Origin of the sequence: Variovorax sp. YR634, assembly GCF_900106655.1 — a bacterium.
In the GTDB taxonomy this organism is placed as follows: domain Bacteria; phylum Pseudomonadota; class Gammaproteobacteria; order Burkholderiales; family Burkholderiaceae_C; genus Variovorax.
The window spans coordinates 64424-85733 of record NZ_FNOL01000011.1 but is presented as its reverse complement, the minus strand read 5'-3'; the positions used below and the strand labels follow the sequence as shown (position 1 = coordinate 85733).

Genomic DNA, 21310 nt, shown 5'->3' with positions numbered 1-21310 from the left:
CGGGCCTCCGGTGTTGCCCCCGGAAGGGGGTTGGCGCAGCGACACGAAGTGCGCGAAGCCTGGGGGTGAGACTGGTTCTTCAGCTTTCGACGTGAACGTTGCCGTCCTTGACAACCTTCGCCCACTTCGCAATCTCGGTGCTGATGAACTGCCTGAACTTGTCCTGCGAACCACCGCCGTCTTCCGCGCCATAGGTGTCCATTCGCTCCTGCACATCAGGCATTGCCAGCACCGTATTCACGTCGCGATTCACCTTCTGCGCAATCGACGCCGGCAGCTTGCCCGGCCCGGCGAGCCCGTACCACGTGGTTGCCTCGAAGCCGGCAAAGCCTTGCTCCTGCATCGTCGGCACGTTGGGATGGCCCTTGGCGCGCTTGGTGCGTGTCTGCGCCACGGCGATGACGCGGCCGTTCTTCACGTGCGGCGTGGCGGCCGTCATGGTCTCGAAGCTGTACTGGATCTGCCCGCCCATGAGGTCGGCCAGCAGCGGGCCGCTGCCCTTGTAGGGCACGTGCAGCGCATCGACGCCGCCCTGCAGCTTGAACATCTCCAGCGCCAGGTGCTGCGCCGAGCCCGCGCCGGCCGAGCCGAAGCTGATGGTGCCGGGAGCGGCCTTGCAGGCGGACACGATGTCTTTCACCGTCAGCGCCTTCTGTCCCGGGTTGGCGATCAGCAGGTTGGGCGTGACGCCCACCAGCACGATCGGCACGAAGTCGCGCTCCACGTTGTAGCGCAGCTTGGGCTGCAGGCTGGGTGCGAGCGCATGGCTGTTGATGTGGGCCATCAGCAGCGTGCTGCCGTCGCTCGGCTGCTGCGCCACGTAGTCGGCCGCGAGCACGCCGGCCACGCCGCCCTTGTTCTCGACGATGACCTGCTGCCCCCACATGATGGTGAGCTTCTGCGCGACCACGCGGGCCAGCGCATCGGTGCCGCCGCCCGGCGGAAAGCCGACCACGATGCGCACCGGCCCCGAGGGCCATTCCTGCGCGAAGAGCCGGGGCACGCCCAGTGTGGCGGCCGCGGCGCCCGCGGCCTGGATCAACGAACGTCTCTGCATCTTCTTGGTCTCCGTCGTGGGTGGGAATGGTCCGATGCGCGCCGGGGCGGCCCCGTGTGCCTATGCGGCTTTTTGCAGCGCGGCCGGTGCCGTGTGGTTCGCGAAATGGTCCATCGCCGCATGCACGCCGCTGCCGGCCAGCTTGATGCCCGAGAGCTTCATGCCCATCTCGACGCCCGCGACCATCGCTACCAGCGTCAGGTCATTGCTGTCGCCCAGATGGCCCATGCGGAACATGCGGCCCTTGAGTTTGCCCAGGCCGGTGCCCAGCGAAAGATCGAAGCGCTGGTGGATCAGGCGGCGCAGCGCGTCGGCATCGATGCCTTCGGGCGTGATCACGCCGGTGAGCACGGGCGAGTACACGGCCGGGTCTGCGCACTGGATCGGCAGACCCCACGCATTGACCGCTGCACGCACGCCGGCGGCCCAGCGCTGGTGGCGCGCGAACACGTTGTCGAGCCCTTCGCCGAGCAGCATGTCCAGCGATTCGGAAAGGCCGTAGAGCAGGTTGGTATTGGGCGTATAGGGCCAATAGCCGTCCTTGTTCATCTCGACGATCTCGTCCCAGGCCCAGAAGGCGCGCGGCAGCTTCGCGCTCTTCGCGGCCTCGAGAGCGCGCGGCGAGAGCGCGTTGAAGCTGATGCCCGGCGGCAGCATCAGGCCCTTCTGCGAGCCGCTGATGGTCACGTCCACGCCCCATTCGTCATGACGGAAATCGGCGCTGGCCAGGCCCGAGATGCTGTCGACCATCAGCAGGGCGGGGTGGCCCGCAGCGTCGATGGCCTTGCGCACCGAGGCGATGTCGGAGGTGACGCCGGTGGAAGTCTCGTTGTGCACCACGCACACGGCCTTGATCTTCTTTTCGGTGTCCTTGCGCAGGCGGGCTTCGATGAGTTCGGCCTGCACGCCACGGCGCCAGCTGGGGGCGTTGGGCAATTGCGCATCGGTGCCCGACCACGAGAGGAACTCCGTCGATAGGCCGAGGCGCGTGGCCATCTTCTGCCACAGCGAGGCGAAGTGGCCGGTCTCGTACATGAGCACGTGGTCGCCGGGGCTGAGCGTGTTGGCGAGCGCGGCCTCCCAGGCGCCGGTGCCCGAGGCGGGGTAGATAGCGACCGGGTGCTTCGTCTTGAAGATCTGCTTGATGCCGCCGAGCACCTTCAGGCCCAGCGTGCCGAATTCGGGCCCGCGGTGGTCGATGGTGGGCAGGCTCATGGCCCGCAGGATGCGGTCGGGCACCGGGCTGGGGCCGGGAATCTGGAGGAAGTGGCGGCCGGTGGGATGGATGTCGAGTTGCAGCATGGACTGTCCTTTCGCATTCAGTTTTGCATTCAAAATGCTTTTTTGTTTGATGGTTTACCCTTATTCACTTAGGTTGTGAGCCTTCTTTTTTGCATTCAAAATGCAATCAAGAGGCAAAGCCATGACAGCCGACATCATCGAAATCTCCAGACTCTCCCTGCACGACCAGGTGGCCGCGCGCCTGCGCACCATGCTGGTCGAAGGGCTCATCGCACCTGGCGCCAAGCTCAACGAGCGCGAGCTGTGCCTGCAATTGCGCGTGTCGCGCACGCCGCTGCGCGAGGCCATCAAGCTGCTCGCGGCCGAAGGGCTGGTCGACCTGCTGCCCAACCGAGGCGCGGTGGCGGTGAAGCTCACCGAGGCCGACGTGCTCGACACCTTCGAGGTGCTGGCGATGCTCGAAGGCATGTCGGGCGAACTGGCCGCCAAGCGCATCACCGACGAAGAGCTGGCCGAAGTGCGCGCGCTGCACTACGAAATGCTGGCCTGCTTCTCGCGGCGCGACCTCTCGGGCTACTACCGCCTGAATGCACGCATCCACACCGCCATCAACGAGGCGGCCGCGAACCCGGTGCTGTCGAACACCTACCGCTCCATCAACGCCCGCGTGCAGTCGCTGCGCTTTCGCACCAACCAGAACGAGACGAAGTGGAAGCACGCCGTCGAAGAGCACGAACAGATGATCGATGCGCTGGCCAAACGCGACTCAGCGGCCATGCGCAAGGTGCTCGTGGCGCACGTGCTGCGCAAGCGCGACACCGTGCTGGAGTTGCTGCGCGCCGGCGAAATCTATCCCTCGGCCAAGTCGAGCTGAGCTTCTGACCTGCCAAAAGAAAAACGACCCACCATGCGCATCGATCCCGCCAGCCACATGCAGCCAGCCGGAACCGTTCTTCCGCCCAACGACACCTGCGAACTGCTTGCGCGCCGCCTGCGCTCCGACACGCAGGGCGAGGTGCTGTTCGACGACGGTTCGCGCGGGCGCTACGCCACCGACGCGTCGATCTACCAGATCACGCCCGTCGGCGCCTTCGTGCCGACGAACGAGGGCGACATTGCAACCGCCATCGACATCGCCCGCGACCTGAAGGTGCCGGTGCTCGCGCGCGGCGGCGGCACCAGCCAGTGCGGGCAGACGACCGGCGCGGCGCTGGTGATCGACAACAGCAAGCACTTTCGCCGCGTGCTCGAAGTGAACGTGGAAGAGGGCACGGCCACGGTCGAGCCCGGCCTCGTGCTCGACCACCTGAACGCGCAGCTGAAGCCGCACGGCCTGTGGTATCCGGTGGATGTGTCGACCAGTGCGCAGGCCACGCTGGGCGGCATGGCGGGCAACAACTCCTGCGGCTCGCGCTCCATCGCCTACGGCAACATGGTGCACAACGTGCTGGGTGCGAGTGCATGGTTGTCGAGTGGCGAACTGGTGGAGTTCGGAACGGTCGGCACGATGGGCGTGCGCGCGGCCGGCATCGCGCAGTTCTTGCGCGGGCTTGCACGCCAGCACCGCGAGCAGATCACCGAGCACTGGCCCAAGGTGATGCGCCGCGTGGCGGGCTACAACCTCGACATCTTCGACAACCAGAGCGAGCGGCCCTACACGGCAGACGGCAGCGTGAACCTCGCGCACCTGCTGATCGGCTCCGAAGGCACGCTGGCCTACACGAAGAACCTGAAGCTCAAGCTCGCGCCGCTGCCGCGCGCCAAGGTGCTGGGCATCGTCAACTTCCCGACCTTCCACGCGGCGATGGACGCGGCGCAGCACATCGTGAAGCTGGGGCCGACGGCGGTGGAGTTGGTCGACCGCACGATGATCGAGCTGAGCCTTGCCAACCCGGCCTTCAAGCCGACGGTCGAGACTGCGTTGATCGGCAAGCCGGCGGCCATCCTGCTGGTGGAGTTTTCCGGTTCGAACAAGGCCGCGTTGCTGCCGCAGCTCAAGCAGCTCGTCGAGCTGATGGGCGACCTCGGCCTGCCCGGCAGCGTGGTCGAGATGCCCGACGACGCGCGGCAGAAGAACCTGTGGGAAGTGCGCAAGGCCGGCCTCAACATCATGATGAGCCTCAAGGGCGACGGCAAACCCGTGAGCTTCATCGAAGACTGCGCCGTGCCGCTCGAACACCTGGCCGAATACACCGACGCGCTGACCGAGGTGTTCGCCCGGCACGGCAGCCGTGGCACCTGGTACGCGCATGCCTCGGTCGGCACGCTGCATGTGCGGCCGATTCTCGACATGCGCGCGGACGGCGCCGCCAAGATGCGCTCCATTGCCGAAGAGGCGAGCGCGCTGGTGCGCAAGTACAAGGGTGCGTTCAGCGGCGAGCACGGCGACGGCCTGTGCCGCGGCGAGTGGATTGAATGGCAGTTCGGCCCGGCCATCAACGAGGCGTTTCGCGCCATCAAGCGCAAGCTCGACCCGATCGGCCTGTTCAACCCCGGCAAGATCATCGACCCACCGCGCATGGACGATGGCGCGCTGTTCCGTTTCGCGCCGCCGACCGCGCCCAAGCCCTACCGCCGCATCGAACTGAAGCCCGTGCTCGACTGGTCGGGCTGGAACGTCAACGCCGACCCGGTGACCGAGGCGACGACCGCACCCGGCACCGGCGGCGACAGCACCGGCGGCCTCGCCAAGGCCGTGGAAATGTGCAACAACAACGGCCACTGCAGAAAGTTCGATGCCGGCACCATGTGCCCCAGCTACCGCGTGACGCGTGACGAGCAACACCTGACACGCGGCCGTGCCAACACGCTGCGACTGGCGCTGTCAGGGCAACTCGGCCCCGATGCCTTCACCAGCGAGGCCATGCACGACACCATGGACCTGTGCGTCGGCTGCAAGGGCTGCAAGCGCGATTGCCCCACGGGCGTGGACATGGCGAAGATGAAGGTCGAGTTTCTCGACCACTACAAGAAGCGCCACGGCCACACGCTGAAAGACAGGCTGGTAGCAAACCTGCCCGACTACGCGCACAAGGCCAGTCGCATGCCGTGGCTGCTGAACCTGCGCAACAGCGTGCCCGGCGCCGCATGGCTTGGTGAGAAGCTGCTGGGCTTCTCGGCCAAGCGCTCGCTGCCCGAATGGCGCAGCGACACCTTCTGGCGCGGCAAGGCCAACGAGCCCGGCCTGTTCGTCGAACGCGACGTGGCGCTGTCGATTGCGCGGCGCGGCGGCAAGGCGGCGGTGCTGTTCGTCGACACTTTCAACGGCACCTTCGAGAGCGAGAACGCCTTTGCAGCAGCGCGCGTGCTGCAGGCTGCGGGCTATGTGCTGCACACGGTCGAGAAGCGCGGCGGGCACCATTGCTGCGGACGCACCTTCCTGGCGAGCGGCATGGTCGCGCAGGCCAAGGAAAAGGCCGAGGCGCTGATCGACGCGCTGGTGCCGCTGGCGCGCGCCAGCGTGCCCATCGTCGGGCTGGAGCCATCGTGCCTGCTCACGCTGCGCGACGAAACGCTGGTGATGGGTTTCGGCGAAAAGGCCGAGATGGTGGCGAAGCGCGCGTTGCTGTTCGAGGAGTTCATCGCGCGCGAAATCAAGCTGGGCCGCTTCGAGCTGGCACTGAAGCCGGCCGAGGCGCCTATCCTGCTGCACGGACACTGCCACCAGAAAGCCTTCGGCGCGGTGAGCCCGGTGATGGAGGTGCTGAAGCTCATTCCTGGCGCGCAGCCCGAGCTCATCGAAAGCTCGTGCTGCGGCATGGCCGGCAGCTTCGGCTACGAGGCCAGCCATTTCGAGGTGTCGATGAAGATGGCCGAAGCCAGCCTGCTGCCGGCCATCCGCGCGAAGCCCGGCGCCATCGTGGTGGCCGACGGCACCAGCTGCCGCCACCAGATCGAGGACGGCGCGCAGCGCGAAGCGGTGCATGTGGCGGTGCTGCTGGAGCGGCATCTGCTGCACACCGACCCGGTGGTCGACGCGGGTTGACCGGGTGGGCGCGGGCAGGGCGGCGGCGCCTGCCGCAAAATGGCCAGCCGCCCGCTCCCATGTCGACAACGCTCACTTCTTCAGCCGCCCCTGCGCAGCCCACGCTGCGTCTTGCATTTGCGCTGTCGATGGGCGCGGCGGTTTCGCTCGGCATCACCCGCTTCGCATACGCATTGCTGCTACCGCCCATGCGCGCGGACCTTGGCTGGAGCTATGCGCTGGCCGGCGGCATGAACACGGCGAATGCGGTCGGCTACCTGGTCGGTGCGCTGATCACGCCGATGCTGATGCGGCGCTTCGGCACGACGCGGCTGCTGGTGGTCGGCGCGGTGTTGGCCAGCGTGTTCATGGCGGGCAGCGGTTTCGTGACCGACGCGCCGGCCTTGCTGCTTCAGCGCCTGCTGGCCGGGGTGGCCAGCGCATGGGTGTTCGTGGCGGGAGGGTTGCTTGCAGCGCGGCTCGGCGAGGCAGGTTCATCACGTGGCGGCCTGCTGCTTGGCATCTATTACGGCGGCACCGGCTTCGGCATCCTGCTGTCGGCGCTGCTCGTGCCGCAGGTGTTGCGGGCGGCATCGGGCGTGCCGCACGGATGGGCCTGGGCGTGGTGGGCGCTGGCGTTGGCGAGTGCAGCCGCCACCTGCCTGCTGGCCTGGGCTGGCCGCGCGATGCCTGACAGGCCAGCGCCAGCGGCAGCCGCCGCTTCGGCGGACGCTGCGCCGCCGGTCGCACTGCATCGCTTCGGCTGGGCGCTCGCCGGGTATGCCTTGTTCGGCATGGGCTACATCGGCTACATGACTTTCGTGATCGCGCTGCTGCGCGAGCAGGGGGCGAGCGCTTCTTTCGTCACGCTGTTCTATTCCTTGCTGGGCATTGCCTGCGTGGCGTCGTCGCGGCTGTGGGCCGGGCTGCTCGACCGTTACCGCGGCGGGCAGCCGCAGGCACTGCTGAACGGGCTGCTCGGCGTGGCGACGCTGCTGCCGGTGCTGAGTGCGTCGGCGCCGGTGGCGCTGGTTTCGGGCGTGCTGTTCGGTGGGGTGTTCCTGTCGGTGGTGGCTTCGACCACTGCGCTGGTGCGCCACAACCTGCCGCCGTCGCGCTGGGCGCAGGGCATCAGCATGTTCACCATCATCTTTGCGCTGGGGCAGATCGTCGGGCCGACTGTCACTGGATGGATTTCCGACGGCCCTGGTGGGCTGGCGCGGGGCCTGGTGGCTTCGGCAATGGCCCTTTGGCTCGGCGCTGTGCTTGCGTCGCGCCAGCATTCGCTGTCACAGGAGACGCCATGACGGGCTTTGCCTTGTTCGAAACTTCCATTGGCATGTGCGCCCTGGCATGGGGACCGCGCGGATTGGTCGGCGTGCAGCTGCCCGCCGACAACGGCGAGGCAGCCACGCGTGCGCGCATGAAGCAACGCTTTCCGGACCTGAATGAAAGCTCGCCGAGCGAAGCAGCGCAACGCGCCATCGCCGCTATCCAGGGCCTCCTGCAAGGCGTGCACGACGACCTGGGCCACATCGAGCTCGACATGCGTGGCGTGTCGGAATTTCACCAGCGCATCTACGCGATCGCGCGCCGCATTCCGCCGGGGCAGACGCGCACCTACGGCGAGATCGCCGAAGAGCTGGGCGACAAGGGCCTGTCGCGCGCCGTGGGTCAGGCCATGGGCCACAACCCGTTCGCGCCGGTGGTGCCTTGCCATCGCGTGCTGGCGGCGGGCAACAAGCCCGGCGGCTTCTCGGCCGGCGGCGGGGCGTTGACCAAGCTGCGCATGCTCGACATCGAGGACGCGCGGCCCAACGGAATGGCGTCGCTTTTCTAGTACGTACGGCATCCCTCGAATGGGGGATGTAGAAGCGTCGGCAAACACGCACAGTTGCAACCCTCACGGGACGAGGGAGGCGCGGCGTGCAACTCTGGCTTGAGCAAATCGAGAAGGCGCGGGAGCGAAGCGAAGGCATCGACCTGCGATCTCTTGCCGACTATGCGAGAGACAAGACCCCGCGCGAACTGAGCACGCCGAAGCAGCTCGATGACCGCAGGAGCTTCTTGCGCGAAAGCCTGGGCGACGATGAAAAATCTGCCGTCGCGTATGAGCGAATCATCTCCGGCAGCGAGATACAGGACGTCAACTACCTGGCTCGTGGCGCGCGAGCCGCAAAGGCGGTCAGTCGCATCCTGATCAGGGACACGGCAGGGCGGCTTGTGGCTTACGGCACCGGATTCCTGATAGCGCCGAACGTGCTCATCACGAACAACCACGTTCTGCCATCCATCGAGTCCTGTCGTCGCTCGGAAGCCCAGTTCGAATTCGAACTCGACATCGACGGTGCCGCACTCAACCCCACGACCTACAGCCTTCAGGCACAGGAACTCTTCTTCACTTCGAAAGACCTCGACTTCACCGTCGTGGCCGTCACCTCCAGTTCGACAGTGGGAGATGGCCAGCTCGAACACTATGGGTTCCTGCCGCTCGTAGGTGCCACCGGCAAGGCATCGGACGGTGAGTGGCTCACCATCATCCAGCACCCCAACGGCGACCGCAAACAGGTGTGCGTGCGCGAGAACAAGCTTCTCAAGCGCACGGACGACGTGCTCTGGTATTCGACCGACACGCTCGGGGGATCTTCAGGCTCCCCGGTTTTCAGCAACGACTGGTATGTCGTGGCACTTCACCACAGCGGCGTACCGGATGAAAGAGATGGCCGTACGCAAACCATCTCAGGCCGCGACTACGACCCCGCAAAAGACGGCGAGCAGGACATCAAGTGGATTGCCAACGAGGGCATCCGCGTCTCCCGCATCGTCGAGACGCTTCATGCAGCCCTTCCCGCGCATCCGTTGCTCCAGCCGGTCTTCGGCGCCACGCCGGAAAACTCGCGGCTGATGCTTCCTTCCGTCGACCTGCTGCAGTCAACGGCGACCCATGCTGCCGGGAGCTTGCCGCTTCCCGGTCCGCTCATTCAACAAACCCCAACCCGGAAGACGACCATGAACGACATGCAATCTGGTGGAAGAAGGACCCTCACGGTGACGCTCGGCATCGAATCGGATGGAAGCGTCTCCGTCCTCCGATCCGGTCCCGCTGCCCGCGAGTCGCAAAGCGTTTTCGAAGAAGCCGCACGTGCCAAGGCGAAGAAACCAGCCCCCGCCATCGACGTGCCCTTCAATGCGAAGTACGACGATCGCAAAGGCTTCGAAGCCGGGTTCCTCGCGCCGGGCAAGCCCGAGATGTCGGTGCATCTGCCGCTGCTTGGCAAGGCTCTTGCGAAGGAGACGGTAGAACTGGTCGACGGCCCCCCGGGCGAGAACGTGCTGAACTATCACGGCTACAGCCTCGTGATGCACAAGGCGAGGCGGCTGGCTCTCTACTCGGCAGCCAACGTCGACTTCAGCGGCCGGTTCGAACTGGCCCGGCCGGCGGACGTGTGGAGGCAGGACCCGCGGATTCCCGCAAGCGCACAGCTGACCAACTTCTACTACGAGAACAACCAGTTCGACCGTGGCCATCTGACGCGCCGTGAAGACATGGAATACGGAGCCACCCGCCTGGCTGCGCTCACCACTGCGGCAGATACCTGCCACTGGAGCAACTGCACGCCCCAGCATTCCAAGTTCAATCAGAACAAGGAGCTCTGGCAGGGCATCGAACGCCACATCTTCGAGGACGCGATCAAGCTCGACAAGTTCAGGGCGCAGGTCATCACGGGCCCCATCCTCGAAGAAAGCGACCCGGTCTGGGACAAGTACCCGAAGATCCAGTATCCGGTTCGCTTCTGGAAAGTCGTCGCGGCGATCACGGCTAGCGGCAAGCTGTTTGCCACGGCCTACATCCTCGATCAGTCGGGTGTGATCGAGGAATTTGGCATCGAGGCTGCACGCGAGATTCCTTTCGATGCCTACAAGACCTTCCAGGTCCAGATCAATGAAGTCGAGCGGCTCACCGGGCTCAGTTTCACGGGCGGTCCGGTCAGGAGGGTGTTCTCGCTTTCCACTGTCGATCCGCTGGCCAAGAAGCCTGTAAGAAAGCCCACCAGAGTTCGTGCGCAGGAGTCCGCTCTGGTTGACGTACCGGATGGCTGGCTGCCGCTCGATTCTCTGGAGTCGATGGTGCTTCCCGACCTGGAGTAAACGAAGCTCAGGTGGCCGGCACAGGCAACCGGTGCAGCCCCGCGATGCGCGACGCGAAGATGATCGCCGCCTGCAGAACGAACCCGGCCAGCGCCAGCAGCAGGCACGCCGGCTCGCCCCAGGCCGCACCAACCAGGCCGCCGAGCGCCGCGCCGATGGGGCGCGCTCCCGCATTGATCGTGAGGAACACGGCCGACACCCGGCCCAGCATGGTCGAAGCCGTCACGCTCTGGCGTAGCGTGGTCGAGGTGATGACCCAGACCATCGGCCCCGCGCCGAACAGGAAGAACGAGAGCGCGGCCAGCGCGGCGGTCGGCACCAGGAGCGTGGCTGCCATCGTCGCTGCTGCAACAACCGCGACCGCGGGGCCGACCTGGATCGCGCGGCCGAAGGGCAGGCGCGCCACAACGCGCGGCGTGAGCAGCGCGCCAACGACCATGCCCGCGCCGTACATCGCCAGCGTGAAGCCGACCGCCTGCGCGCCGAGGCCGAGCACCCGCACTGCATAGGGCACATACCCGGCCTGCAGCACGAACCATGAGATGTTGAACACCGCGCCGGTCATCAGCATCGGGCGCAGCATGTCGTGCTGCCAGACAAAGCGCGCGCCGTCGCGCACTTCGAGCAGCGGATGCCGTCCGGAGGCGGGTGCGCGCGGTGCTTCGGTCAATCGCAGCAGCAGGCCCACGGCCGCCACCGACAGCACTGCTGCCAGCACGAACGCAGCAGGAGCACCGGCCCACGCCACCAGTGCACCCGCGAGTGCGGGACCGGCGGTGAACGCGGCACTGCGCGCCAGTTCGAGTCGCCCGTTGGCCGTTGCCAGCGCTTCGCGCGGCACGAGCGCCGGCACCAGCGCGGGCGCCGCGACGCTGAAGCCCACGGTGCCGACAGCACCCAGGAAACCGAGTACCGCCAGCCAGCCGACGCTGAGCTTCGACGCGAACACCATCGCCAGCAGCACCAGCAGCGAGACCGCCCGCAGCCCCTCGGCCCAAACCATCAGCTGTCGCCGCGACATGCGGTCGGCGAGCAGGCCCATGGGCATCGAGACCAGCAGGAAGGGCAGCGTCTGCACCGCCGCGAGAAAACCGATTTCGCCCGGCCCTGCGCCGAGTGCCAGCACGGCGACCAGCGGCACGGCCGCAAGGCTCAGTTGCTCGGCGGACTGCGCGGCGAGGTTGGACCACGCGAGGTTCAGGAAGGAAGGGGGGAGCGGTGTTGTGAGTGTTGTGAGTGTTGTATGGGTCATGCCCTCATCGTGCGATCGGAGGGCTCATGTCGCTGGCCGTTTCCGGACGCGCGAGCATCAGCGCCGCGGCTTCGGCTTCGATGCAGGCGCAGGCGCGACGACCTCCATCACGAAATCGATGAACGCACGTACCTTCGCGGCCGGCAGGTGGCGCGACGGATAGAGCGCATAGAGCGGAAGCCGCTCATCGGGCCAATCAGGAAACAGATCGACCAGCTCGCCGCCGTCGAGCTGCGGCTGAATGCCCACGGCCTTGATCTGCGCCACACAGATGCCGGCGAGCACCGTCTCCAGCACGGTGCCCGGGTCGGTGAGCAGCAGTCGTCCGGTGGCTGGCACCTTCACGAGTTTGCGGCCGCGCTGGAACTCCCACGTATAGGGCTGCCCCGTGGCCGGGTTGCGTACCTGCAGGCAGGCATGGCCGACAAGGTCTGCTGGCTTGGCAGGGTGGCCGTGCCGCGCCAGGTAGGCCGGCGTGGCCACGGTAACCACGCGCGAGTCCATCAGCTTGCGGGCCACCAGCGACGACGACGGAGGCTCGCCGAAGCGCACGGCGATGTCGAAGCCCTCGGCCACCAGGTCGCCGAGCTGGTCGCGGGCGATCAGCTCCAGCGTGAGCTCGGGGTACAGCGCAAGAAAGCGCGGCAGGTGCCGCGCCAGCAGCAGGCGAGAGGTGAATGCGTCGGTGTTGACGCGCAGGCGCCCGCGCACCGCGCCGGATGCACCTGACGCGATCGTCACCGCGTCCTCGATGCCGAGCACCAGCGGATTGATGTTGGCGTAGAGCAGCCGGCCCTCGTCGGTGAGGTTCAGCGAGCGGGTCGTGCGGTCGAACAGCCGCACGCCGATGCGGCCCTCGAGCCGGGCAATGGCGCGGCTCACACCGGAGGGCGTGAGGCCGAGTGCGTTGGCGGCGCTGGCGAAGCTGCCGCCTTCGACCACGGCGGCCAGCACGCTGACGTTGGAGAGAAGGCGTCCGTCGAGAGTCATTTTTTATTCGTGATCAGTTGTCATGAATGATATGCCTTGAGGTCGCTTTACTCAAAGATGAGGCGTTTCTACGATTCGCTCCATCGCAATCAAGTGAAGAAAGAAAGTCTCATGTACGCAATTACCGGAATCACGGGCCAGGTCGGCGGCGCCGTCGCGCGCGCTTTGCTGGCCCAGGGCAAGCCCGTTCGCGCGGTCGTCCGCGACGAAGCCAAGGGCCGTGTCTGGGCGGAGCTCGGCTGCGAGGTCGCCATCGCAGCGATGGACGATGCCGCGGCATTGGCGCGGGCCTTCGCGGGTACGGCCGGCGTCTTCGTGCTGCCGCCGCCGAACTTCGACCCCGAGCCGGGTTTTCCAGAGGCCAGGGCCGAGAACGCCGCGGTGCGCCAGGCACTCGACACCGCCCGGCCGCCGCGCGTGGTGTGCCTGTCGACCGTCGGCGCACAGGCCGCGCAGCCCAATCTGCTGAGCCAGCGCACGTTGATGGAAGAAGCGCTGCGCACGCTGCCGTTTCCGGTCACGTTCCTGCGGCCGGCGTGGTTCCTTGAGAACCTGCGCTGGGACATTACTCAGGCCAGCGAGCAGGGTGTGCTGTCGAGCTACCTGCAGCCGCTGGAGCGGGCCGTGCCGATGGTGGCCACGGCCGATGTGGGTAGCGTTGCCGCCGAACTCCTTGTGCAAGAAGGCGAGGCGCCGCGCATCGTCGAACTCGAAGGCCCCGAGCGGCTGACGCAGCACGCGATTGCAGCTGCGCTCTCGCAGGTATTGGGCCGCCCGGTGCACGCGGAGGTGGTGCCGCGTGAGACCTGGGGCGCGATCTTCCGCGCGCAGGGCATGCGCGACCCGGTGCCGCGCATCCAGATGCTCGACGGCTTCAACGAAGGATGGATTCGCTTCGAGGGAAGCGATGCGAGCGTGCGCAGAGGCAAGGTGGGCGTGTCGGAGGTGATTCGCTCGCTCGTCGGCTGATTGGCTAGGGCCTGCTCACACTATTTCCGGGGTCGCGTTGGTGGGCCAAGGGGCTGGATGCAAGGCGCACGGGCGCAGCAAGGCTGAAGCCTTGCAAGCGCGGGCAACGCCGCAGACAGCCCCTTGGCCCGCCAACCCTGCGGGAAGGTCAGCCAGCGAGGGCCACTCGGCGTTGCGTTCCTTGCGCGTGCGCATGCACGCGCGGCGTCACGCGCCTTGATTGGCCCTCGCTGGCTGACCTTCGCGACCCCGGAAATAGTGTGAGCAGGCCCTAGGCGCTCCCGGCCTGCATTTCCTCGAACCACTCGGCCACGTACGCCGCCTCCGATGCGGCGTCGGGCGCCAGGCCGTAGTAATAGCGCTCCAGCGTCATGCGCAGCGCGGGCAGCGGCGATTGCAGGCGGCCCGAGGCCAGGTCGTGCGACACCAGCGAGGTCGGCGCCAGCGCAACGCCCAGTCCGTCGACCGCGGCCTGGAGTACGAAGTGCAGGTGGTCGAACTGCAGCCGGCCCGCCGGACGGGTGCGCGGGGCGCCGACCTGCTTCTTCCAGGCGTCCCAGTCGTCCTTGCGCGTCTTGGCCGACAGCAGCACGTGCGAGGCGAGGGCGCGCAGGTCGGGCAACGGATGCGTCTCGAACAACGCGGGCGCGCCGACCACCAGCACCTCGTCTTCGAGAAAGGGCTGCACTTCGATCGAAGGCGGCCAACCGTCGAGTCCGCGGCGCACCGCGATGTCGAAGCTGTCGATGGCCTGTTCAGGCATGACGGTACTGGTGACAACCTGCGGCTCGATGTCGGGATAGCGCTCGACGAAGGAAGGCAGGCGCGGAATGAGCCAGCGCACTGCGAAAGAAGGGCGCACGTTGATCCGCACCGCCCGGGCGGGCCCCTGCAATTGCAGCGAGCGCGCCGCCGCGCCGATCTGCGCAAGCGCCGGCTCCACCTCCGCGAAGAACTGCTGCCCCTCGGCAGTCAGCGCGACCTGGCGGATGCGTCGTTCGAACAGCGCGACGCCAAGGAACTCTTCCAGGCTCTTGATCTGCCGGCTCACCGCGCTGTGCGTGACATGCAGTTCGAGCGCTGCGCGAGTGAAACTGAGGTGGCGCGCCGCGGCGGCAAAGGCCCGCACGGCGTTGAGGGGAGGCTCTCGAAGCGGCATGCGTGCGATTTTCTCACGCATGGCGGGCGTTAATGTCGTTTGTCGGGGTGGCATGTGGCGGCGCACCATCAGGGCTCGATGTCACGAATACCCCTCGCTTCCAACCCCACCCCCACTGACCTGAATTCCCGCCACGCGGCGATGGCGCTCGGTCTTTCGCTGCCGGCCGACGTCGTGCTCTACCTGCTGCTGCCGATGTATGCCAGCGAGTTCGGCGTGACGCTGGCCGAAGCCGGCATGCTGCTCGCGGCCAACCGGCTGGTGCGCATTGCCGGCTATGGATTCGTTGCACGCTTCTACGCCCGCAACGGCGACCGGCTGACCTGCACGATCGCCGTCCTGGCAGCGGCAGTGTGCGGACTCGGCTACGCCACGCTCTCGGGCTTCTGGGCGCTGCTGCCGCTGCGGCTGATGTGGGGCCTGTGCTTCGCGGCGCTGAACCTGTCGACACAGGCGCTGGCCACGGCCGACCCGGTGGGTGCGGCTCGGCGCAACGGGCGCTCGCGCGCCTTCATCGCGGTAGGGCCGGTGCTGGCGCTGCCGCTGGGTGCGCTGCTGGCGCACTGGAGCGGGCCGCGCACGGTCTTCGGCATCCTCGCGGTGTTTTCGCTGCTTGCGTGGTTCGTTACTCGGCGGCTGCCGGCGGTGCCGCATCCTGGGGCCAAGCCGAGGCGGCGCTTCAGCCGGCCCAACAGCCTGGACAGCTGGTCGTTCATGGAAGGGCTGACGCTCGACGGGCTCTTCATCGTCGGCCTCTCGTACCTCGGCAAGGACCTGCTGCCGGGTGGCGCGGTGATCGTGGCCGGTGTGCTGATGGCGCTGCGCTACCTGGCGGAGATTTTGCTGAGCCCGGTCGGCGGCCACATGGCCGAGCGCTTCGGCGCTGAGCGTTTGCTGGTGGGCCTGTCGCTCGTCACGGCCATTGCGCTCGTGGGCTTCGGCCTTGGCTGGCTGTGGAGCTGCGCGGCGCTGATCGTGGTGCTGCGCGCCTTGCAACTGCCCTTGCTGCCGCCCATCGTGGCCCGGCGCACGCCCGGTCCGGAGCGCGTGCAGGCGCTGGCCGCGCGCTCGGTGTGGCGCGACATCGGCGCCGGCACCGGGCCGCTGATTGCGGGCCTGCTGCTGCCGGTTGCGTCACCGCCTTGGATCTACGGCGTGGCTGCAGCGCTTCTTGCGCTGGCGGCGCTGGCCTGCGGCTGGAGCGCGTCATCGCCCGCAGCCGATGCTGCGCGCACGGCCGGCTGAACCGTCACACTATTCACCCGGGAATCATCGCCATGACCACGACACCGCATGCCATCGACACCGTGACGAAGCTCGAAGCCCTGTTCGGCGAAGCCGGCGAGGCCTCGCTCAAGAAAGAGGTTCCGTACCTGCACCCGGCCTACCAGGCGCTGATTGCCGCGTCGCCCTTTGCCGTGCTCGCCACCACCGGCCCCGGCGGCCTCGACGCCTCGCCGCGCGGCGATCCGCCGGGCTTTGTCGTTGTGCAGGACGAGAAGACGCTGCTCATGCCCGAGCGCCGCGGCAACAACCGCATCGACAGCCTGCGCAACATCGTGGCCGACCCGCGCGTGGCGCTGCTGTTCCTCATTCCCGGGGTGGGCGAGACGCTGAGGGTGAACGGCAGGGCGCACATCACGGTCGAGCCAGCGCTGCTCGAACGCCTCGCAATGGACGGCAAGCCGCCGCAATGCGTGATCCGGATCACCGTCGACACGGTGTTCTTCCAGTGCGCCCGGGCGATCCAGCGGTCGAAGCTGTGGACGCCGGTGCCGGCGGATGCGAAGCGCGAGGTGCCGACGCCGGGGGCGATTCTTTCGGCGCTGACCGCGTCGGAGTTCGATGGGGAGACGTATGACCGGGAGCTGCCGGCGCGGCAGCGGGCGACGCTGTATTGACTTGAAAGCCTGTTTCAGTCGCCCATGAAAAAAGCCCGCATCAGCGGGCTTTTTCAAGCGGTTTGCACCGGGGGAATCAACGCACCCAGTGGCAAACACGGTGGTGATGACGCGCGTCCCACTTGCACACCTTGTGCTTCTTGGGGTGGTACGGCGCGGCCGAGGCGATGCTCGGTGCCAGCATGGCAAGGCCGGCGAACGCGAGGATGCTGGAGAGGATGAGCTGCTTGGTCTTCATGGGGTTCTTTCTAAGCAAAGACATCGATCAAAGGAATGCGTCGTTCAACGGGCGCCCTTGCAGAACGCCCTGGCGCCACATTTAGATGACATTTGGTAGCGGTTGTGGCGTGAAAAATTGCACGAGGCGCAGGGCCGGGGGCGTTGGGGCTAACCCGAATCAGGCCCGCCCAGGCGCAGCCTGCTCGGTGCGCGAGTCGTGCCCGATGATCAGCACCAGCCCGAACGCCACCGCCGACAGCAGCGCCAGGAAGATCACGGCGTAGATGTCGTTGCCCATCCGGTCCTTCAGCGCGCCGAAGATCGTCGGGCCGATGTAGCCGCCCAGGTTGCCGATGGAGTTGATCCACGCAATGCCCGCCGCGGCCGCGGTGCCGCTCAGGATGGCGGTGGGCAGCGTCCAGAAGGTGGGCAGCGCGCTGAAGATGCCGAAGGCGGCCAGCGTCACGGCGGCCATCTTCGGGATGGGCGCGCTGGTCTGGGCGGCCAGCACCAGGCCAACGAAGATGCAGGCCAGCGGAATCAGCAGGAACCACTTGCGCTCCTTGCGCGCGTCCGACGCTCGCGTCCAGAACAGCATCGCGATGGCGCCCACCAGGTAAGGAAAGGCGTTGATGAAGCCGATCTCCACGTTGCTCAGCCCACCGAAGCCCTTGATGATCTGCGGCAGGAAGAAGCTCAGGCCGTACAGCGGCACGGTGATGCCCATGTAGACAAAGCCCAGCCCGATCACGCGCGGGTTCAGCAGCGATTGCTTCCACGAGATCTTGTTGATCGACTCGCGGTTGCGGCGCTCCGAGTCGAGCGTCTGCTCCAGCCAACTGCGCTCTTCGGTGGTGAGCCACTTGGCGTCCTTCGGGCCGTCGGGCAGGTACATCAGCACGAAGAAGGTCAGGATCAGCGAGGGAATCGCCTCGAGGATGAACAGCCACTGCCAGCCGTGCATGCCGCCGACGCCGTCCATGTTGAGGATGTAGCCCGAGATCGGCGAGCCGATGACGGTCGAGATGGGAATGGCGAACATGAACCAGCCCACGATGCGCGCGCGGTACGCCGCCGGAAACCACAGCGTGATGTAGAAGATCACGCCCGGGAAGAATCCGGCCTCGGCAATGCCCAAGAGGAACCGCACTATGTTGAAGCTGGTCGAGCCGCCCACCCAGGCCTGGGCCGCCGAGAGGATGCCCCAGCTGAACATGATGCGAGCGATCCAGCGGCGCGCACCGAAGCGCTCCAGCGCCATGTTGCTCGGCACCTCGAACAGGAAGTAGGCAAGGAAGAAGATGCCGGCGGCGCTGCCGAACACGGCGGCGGTGAAGCCCAGGTCCTTGGACATGGCCGCGCCGGCAAAGCCGAGGTTCACGCGGTCGAGGTAGGCGATGAAGTAGCTGACCATGAGCAGCGGCAGGAGCCGCCAGCTGATCTTGGAGATGGTTCTTTGTTCGACGGGGTTCACGGTTGGTTGTCTCCGGTGTTGGATGGTTTTATGGAGCTTGTCGGGAAGGGGGAGGGGCGGCGGTGCCGCCGGGTGTCATGACTGCTGTTGTTGCCGTTGTTGTTGTGCCCTCATGATCTGGTGCCGTTGCCAGTAGTGCCCGACGGCGGCCTTGAAGTTTTCTTTCTGCTTGCCAAGGCCCGCGAGCTTCACCTTGGTGGTGCGCGCGCCCAGCATGCCCTTGTCGTGGTGGGTGACGATGAGGGTGTCGCCGAAGCTGCTGTCCTTGTAGGTCAGGCCCTTGACTTCGTCCCACCCGATCGTCGAGCCTCCATCGGCACCGGGGTGCAAGCCGGCGTAAGTGATGTCGATGCGCTCGCCGTTCTTCAGCGCGAAGCTCACCGGCGGAAAGTGCCGCAGCACCACTGCGCGCTCTTCCTCGGTGGCCGGCTCGTAGCGGTAGGCCAGGCTCAGCTCGTGGTTCTGCACGAAGCGCTGCTCGTACTCGCTCCACAGGCGCTGCTCGATGGCGGGGGCGGTTTCGATGTCGTCGGCCCATGAGGCCTCAGGTGCGGTCGCGACGATGGCGCCGTAGGCGCTCTCGGGCACGTGATGGCCGACGTTGCGCATGCGCTCCAGCAGCGGCGGATGACTGTCGTAGGGATGCGGCACGTCGGCCGTTTTCATCGCCTCGATGAAAACGTCTGAGTTTGCATAAGGCGGCAGGCCATCCGCGACGAAGCGGGCGATGCCCAGCGCGCCGTCATGCTCGCGGTTCTGCGCGAACAGCTTGCGCTCGACGTCGTTGCGGTAGCTCGCGTAGGCCGAGATCTTGATGAGCGATTGCACGATGGCGTGCGGCGCAGTGAGGCCGGCGGCCACGCGGTCGGCCTTGTATTCGCGCTCGCGGCTGTCGCGCGCCAGGGCGAACGAGAAGATCATGCGGTACAGCCGTAGCAGGTAGTGCGCAACGATGGTGAGGCCGCCACTGCGCATCTTCCAGGTGTACTGGTCGAACTGCAGCAGCTTGGGGCCGAGCGCCGCGCTGCTGCGGGTGTCGCCGCCGCCCAGGTGGGCCAGTTCGTGCGCGAGCACTGCATCAGCTTCGGTCTGGTCGAGCACGCGCAGCAGCGGAAGGCTGACGAACAGCGTGCGGCCTTGAAAGGTGCGGCCCTTGACTTCGCACGGTGCTTCGGTCACGAAGAAGTTGGTGTCGATGCCGGCCACGATCTGGTCTGGCGGCGTGGTCTTGACGCGGCCAGCCAATTGCCGGATGCGCTCCCACAGGCGCGGCGCGTCGGCCTGCGAGATCAGCTCGCCCTCGATCTCGTTGCCCCAGGGCAGCTTCTTGAACAGCGTGTAGATCGCATAGAACACCGCGGCCCCGGCCGCGATGCCCGCCAGCGCGATCAGCTTGACGTAGTAGCTCTGCCAGAAGTACGCCGTGAGCCAGAACGACAGCCACACCAGCATCGCGCTTTGCAGCACGACCTCGACCGCGCTCGACACCGTCATGAGCCGCCAGCCGGCGACGAAGCTGGCATAGCGCAGGCCGCGGTTGGCAAAGGCCAGCGCGCCCAGCACCAGTGCCGCCGCGAGCAGCGCGGCGCCGAGCACGATGGTCCAGATGGCGGCGCGGTCGGCCCAGTGGAACTGCCACTGCATGGAGTAGGGGCTGCACACCTTGTCGTGGAAGTTCCGGTCTTCCGGCGCAGTGGCGTCACAGGCCTTGGAGAGCGGATGGCTGCGGTAGAACTCGGTGGCCTCGGTCTTGTCCGCGGCCGACAGGCGGGCGTCGCCGGCGATGCGCTTTTCTATGGCCTGCAGGAATTCCGCATCCTGCGAACGCAGTGCGTATTCGGTGAAGACCAGTGTCGCCGCCGGAATGGCGAACAGCGACACGAGCGTGAGAAGAAACACGCGCAAGAGGTCGGCATGGATCGTGCGTGCGAGGGCCATGGGTGCTGCTCCTGGATAGCGATTGCTGTGAGTTGTTGTAGACGGTCCGGGAAGGCGATAGGGTAGCGGGCGCGGCGCGTGCAGTGAAGCCCGGTGCAACGTCAAGCAGCGCCGCGCACCGACCTGCTGCCGAATAAGGTTATCCCTTTTGCATCGTTCCGAGGCCCGGGGTGCAGGTATAGCCTTCGTGCTCATTCATGACTGTCACCTCCGTCACTCCATCTCCGTCGTCGTCTGGTTCAGGTCCATCGCCCGTTGCATGGATCGCCGGTGTCGGCGCCAGCGCGGGCCTGGGTGCGGCACTCGCGCGGCGTTTCGCGGCCGAAGGTTTCATCGTTGCGCTGACCGGCCGCACGCAGGCCCAGCTCGACGCGGTGGCCGGCGAAATCATTGCGGCCGGCGGTCGGGCTCATGCCTTTGCGGGCGACGTGGCGAGCGAGGCCGAGATGCACGGTATCGCGCAGAAGGCGAGGGCGCTGGGCCCGCTCACCGTGGCCATCTTCAATGCCGCGAGCGGGGTGCGCGCGCCAACGCTGGAGCTGTCGGTCGACCAGTTCACGCAGGCCTGGCGCACCAGCGCGCTGGGCGGCTTCATCTTCGGGCACGAGGCGCTGCGCGGCCTGCTGGCCAATTCCTTCGAGGCAGCTGGGGCGCACGCACGCGGCACCTTGTTGTTCACCGGCGCCACCGCGGCGCTGCGCGGCAAGCCGCCGTTCGCGGCCTTCGCTGCGGCCAAGGCTGCGTTGCGTTCTCTGAGCCAGAGCCTGGCGCGCGAATTCGGCCCGCAGGGCATTCATGTGGCGCATGTGGTGATCGATGGCGGCATTGACGGCGAGCGCCTGCGCAACAACGCGCCGCAGCGCGTGGAACAAGCCGGCGACGACGGCCTGTTGCAGCTCGAAGCCATCGCCGAAAGTTACTGGCAGCTGCATGTGCAGCACCGCAGCGCATGGACGCAGGAACTCGACCTGCGGCCGTTCAAGGAACCGTTTTGAG

The 21310-nt window shown here is 66.8% G+C and carries 17 protein-coding genes; 9 read left to right on the top strand and 8 right to left on the bottom strand.

Annotated elements, in window-relative coordinates:
* Window positions 1–79 precede the first annotated feature (79 nt).
* Window positions 80–1057, bottom strand: coding sequence for a Bug family tripartite tricarboxylate transporter substrate binding protein (locus BLV60_RS19155; protein WP_093056860.1), 978 nt, complete (start codon window positions 1055–1057; stop codon window positions 80–82).
* Window positions 1058–1117: 60 nt separating this feature from the next.
* Window positions 1118–2359: a pyridoxal-phosphate-dependent aminotransferase family protein gene (locus BLV60_RS19150; protein WP_093056859.1), complete on the bottom strand. Its 1242-nt coding sequence runs from the start codon at window positions 2357–2359 to the stop codon at window positions 1118–1120.
* 121 nt (window positions 2360–2480) lie between these two features.
* Here BLV60_RS19150 and BLV60_RS19145 point away from each other — a divergent pair, with 121 nt between their 5' ends.
* The 5 genes from BLV60_RS19145 (at window position 2481) to BLV60_RS19125 (ending at window position 10412) form a co-directional block, all read left to right on the top strand.
* A complete protein-coding gene (locus BLV60_RS19145; protein WP_093056858.1) occupies window positions 2481–3173 on the top strand; it encodes a GntR family transcriptional regulator in 693 nt (230 codons plus the stop codon).
* A gap of 33 nt (window positions 3174–3206) precedes the next feature.
* On the top strand, window positions 3207–6284 hold the full coding sequence (locus tag BLV60_RS19140; protein ID WP_093056857.1) for an FAD-binding and (Fe-S)-binding domain-containing protein: 3078 nt from the start codon (window positions 3207–3209) through the stop codon (window positions 6282–6284).
* Window positions 6285–6343: 59 nt separating this feature from the next.
* A complete protein-coding gene (locus tag BLV60_RS19135; RefSeq protein WP_093056856.1) occupies window positions 6344–7570 on the top strand; it encodes a YbfB/YjiJ family MFS transporter in 1227 nt (408 codons plus the stop codon).
* A complete protein-coding gene (locus tag BLV60_RS19130; RefSeq protein WP_093056855.1) occupies window positions 7567–8103 on the top strand; it encodes a methylated-DNA--[protein]-cysteine S-methyltransferase in 537 nt (178 codons plus the stop codon). The genes BLV60_RS19135 and BLV60_RS19130 overlap by 4 nt, the downstream gene beginning before the upstream one ends.
* Window positions 8104–8189: 86 nt before the next feature.
* Window positions 8190–10412, top strand: a complete 2223-nt coding sequence (locus BLV60_RS19125; protein ID WP_093056854.1) for a DNA/RNA non-specific endonuclease — start codon at window positions 8190–8192, stop codon at window positions 10410–10412.
* Window positions 10413–10419: 7 nt separating this feature from the next.
* Here the strand turns inward: BLV60_RS19125 and BLV60_RS19120 are convergent, their stop codons facing one another.
* Entirely contained in the window at window positions 10420–11664 is a 1245-nt protein-coding gene (locus BLV60_RS19120) for an MFS transporter (RefSeq protein ID WP_093056853.1), read from the bottom strand.
* A gap of 57 nt (window positions 11665–11721) precedes the next feature.
* Window positions 11722–12654, bottom strand: a complete 933-nt coding sequence (locus tag BLV60_RS19115) for a LysR family transcriptional regulator (RefSeq protein ID WP_093056852.1) — start codon at window positions 12652–12654, stop codon at window positions 11722–11724.
* A 111-nt stretch (window positions 12655–12765) separates the two neighbouring features.
* Between BLV60_RS19115 and BLV60_RS19110 the strand changes: the two genes are divergently transcribed.
* Window positions 12766–13623 (top strand): NmrA family NAD(P)-binding protein, encoded by an 858-nt coding sequence (locus BLV60_RS19110; protein ID WP_093056851.1) that lies wholly within the window; start codon window positions 12766–12768, stop codon window positions 13621–13623.
* 271 nt (window positions 13624–13894) lie between these two features.
* Here BLV60_RS19110 and BLV60_RS19105 read toward each other — a convergent pair whose 3' ends face one another.
* Window positions 13895–14782 (bottom strand): LysR substrate-binding domain-containing protein, encoded by an 888-nt coding sequence (locus BLV60_RS19105; RefSeq protein WP_093056850.1) that lies wholly within the window; start codon window positions 14780–14782, stop codon window positions 13895–13897.
* Window positions 14783–14860: 78 nt separating this feature from the next.
* Here BLV60_RS19105 and BLV60_RS19100 point away from each other — a divergent pair, with 78 nt between their 5' ends.
* Window positions 14861–16027: an MFS transporter gene (locus BLV60_RS19100; RefSeq protein WP_093056849.1), complete on the top strand. Its 1167-nt coding sequence runs from the start codon at window positions 14861–14863 to the stop codon at window positions 16025–16027.
* Window positions 16028–16059: 32 nt separating this feature from the next.
* Window positions 16060–16683, top strand: coding sequence for a pyridoxamine 5'-phosphate oxidase family protein (locus BLV60_RS19095; protein WP_093056848.1), 624 nt, complete (start codon window positions 16060–16062; stop codon window positions 16681–16683).
* A gap of 76 nt (window positions 16684–16759) precedes the next feature.
* Here BLV60_RS19095 and BLV60_RS34435 read toward each other — a convergent pair whose 3' ends face one another.
* The 3 genes from BLV60_RS34435 to BLV60_RS19085 form a co-directional block, all read right to left on the bottom strand.
* Complete coding sequence (locus BLV60_RS34435) at window positions 16760–16921, bottom strand: HHHH-motif protein (protein WP_165403270.1); 162 nt, start codon at window positions 16919–16921, stop codon at window positions 16760–16762.
* Window positions 16922–17080: 159 nt separating this feature from the next.
* Complete coding sequence (locus BLV60_RS19090) at window positions 17081–18376, bottom strand: MFS transporter (RefSeq protein WP_093056847.1); 1296 nt, start codon at window positions 18374–18376, stop codon at window positions 17081–17083.
* A gap of 75 nt (window positions 18377–18451) precedes the next feature.
* On the bottom strand, window positions 18452–20314 hold the full coding sequence (locus tag BLV60_RS19085; protein WP_093056846.1) for a M48 family metallopeptidase: 1863 nt from the start codon (window positions 20312–20314) through the stop codon (window positions 18452–18454).
* Window positions 20315–20511: 197 nt separating this feature from the next.
* Here BLV60_RS19085 and BLV60_RS19080 point away from each other — a divergent pair, with 197 nt between their 5' ends.
* Complete coding sequence (locus tag BLV60_RS19080) at window positions 20512–21309, top strand: SDR family NAD(P)-dependent oxidoreductase (RefSeq protein WP_093056845.1); 798 nt, start codon at window positions 20512–20514, stop codon at window positions 21307–21309.
* Window position 21310: the final 1 nt, after the last annotated feature.